Source organism: Shigella sp. FC1544 (assembly GCF_001722145.1).
Lineage (GTDB): Bacteria > Pseudomonadota > Gammaproteobacteria > Enterobacterales > Enterobacteriaceae > Escherichia > Escherichia coli.
Genome location: NZ_MECT01000268.1, coordinates 1 through 1,756 on the forward strand (window position 1 = coordinate 1; position 1,756 = coordinate 1,756).

General features: G+C 43.2%; 1 protein-coding gene and 1 pseudogene. One reads left to right on the forward strand and one right to left on the reverse strand.

All coding sequences use genetic code 11. The annotated features are described in order from the left end of the window. Positions 1-978: 978 nt before the first annotated feature. A pseudogene (locus BGK49_RS13945) lies at positions 979-1,386 on the reverse strand (cytochrome b). A 126-nt stretch (positions 1,387-1,512) separates the two neighbouring features. On the opposite strand from BGK49_RS13945, the gene BGK49_RS13950 reads away from it, so the two are divergent. Then, the coding region (locus BGK49_RS13950) for a transposase (protein WP_000567704.1) at positions 1,513-1,756 on the forward strand (244 nt) is incomplete at its 3' end.

The window sequence follows — 1,756 nt, forward strand, 5'->3', positions numbered from 1 at the left end:
GCCACCGTGTATTTCTGGTCAACAACCAGTTGAGCGGATTCGCGTTTAAACTCTGCGCTAAAATTTCTTTTTTTCATTGGAGCACCTGTGTTGTTCTGAGGTGAGCATATCACCTCTGTTCAGGTGGCCAAATTCAGTGTGCCACTTCAATAAGCTGAGAAAAAAGCGTGCTTTCCCAATCTGGGGCAAATCACGTCTGAATGACACCTGAAAACAGGTGGTGGACTCAAGAAGGCTTGGAATATTCTTCTTTAATGTTATGTAATTCATTGATTTTTCGTGTACGATTTTAAGACATTTTTTCCAAGAAAAATTTTTAACTCTTTGATTTTTCGACTCTGTATCATCGGTCTCGAAAACCGGAGTAGGGGCAACTCTACCGGGGGGGCAAATCCCCCTCTCTCCGCCACTTTATCAATGACTTATCTCCCGACTTCCCGCCTTACTTTTCCTAAACAGAACAATCGTAGAATATTCTTGAAGGGTTAGATCGTCACTGTTTTCTGTTCGATACTGTGACATTCAGCACTTGATTCGCTATGGATCTGACAGGAAGCTTTCGAGCGAAAATGTGCAGTTATTCAGTCGTTTTCTTATCGCTCACCATTATTCTTTTAGACATTCATCCTATGAAACTGCCGCAAAGTTGGTGGTGGGAACTGAAGTTGCGTAGAGAAGGGGTCAATAATTGAGTCAAAAAAGGAACGCGGCCGTCAGATTAAAGCCGCGGGACAAAGTCCATAATTTCCAAGAGTTGTTGAATTTCCCAGCTTTTTTGAAAGCCTTTGTATCATACTAACAAGTAAAAAAGGTTTAAATACCAAAATTAACCTGTATTTTTGATAAGTCTTACCATTGTACGATTTACACAGTTTCTGCTCCTCCTTGTTGATAGTGGAAAGGGTGCATTGTGCACTTGCGTAAACATTTATGACGCGTTGATGTCCATGGTTCACATTTCCTTGTCAGGGGATCGACTTATTTGCGGCGAGGCATCATTCGTAACAGAGTATTATCTTTCTGAATGTAGTGATGAAAGAGAGCTGCGCCAGCGTGAGCTGCGATTAAAAAGTAACCTATATTTGCCCAGGTTTCGTGAATATTTTATATCAGTGCTTTAATTTCGCTGTTTGGGGTAACAAAGGGAGACACATTGAAACCAAGGAAACTCCACGATTTTCCACTGTAAGCCATCAAAGCAATCCCCAGCAGAGGAAGTGCAAGGAAGGTTATATAAAGCATGATGTGCATTAGCGAAGCCGCTTTCATTTGCCAGGCAGGTGGCGGTGGCACAATAGAAGGATCACTATAACGGTGTTTTATAATCAGGCGTGAAAACATTAACACCCAAACGAATATACCCGCATTGTAATGTGTTTCTCGCATCAGCAGATAAGTACTACTACCTTTAGGAAACCAGCTAGACTGGCCCCCTGAATCTCCAGACAACCAGTATCACTTAAATAAGTGATAGTCTTAATACTAGTTTTTAGACTAGTCATTGGAGTACAGATGATTGATGTCTTAGGGCCGGAGAAACGCAGACGGCGTACCACACAGGAAAAGATCGCAATTGTTCAGCAGAGCTTTGAACCGGGGATGACGGTCTCCCTCGTTGCCCGGCAACATGGTGTAGCAGCCAGCCAGTTATTTCTCTGGCGTAAGCAATACCAGGAAGGAAGTCTTACTGCTGTGGCCGCCGGAGAACAGGTTGTTCCTGCCTCTGAACTTGCTGCCGCCATGAAGCAGATTAAAG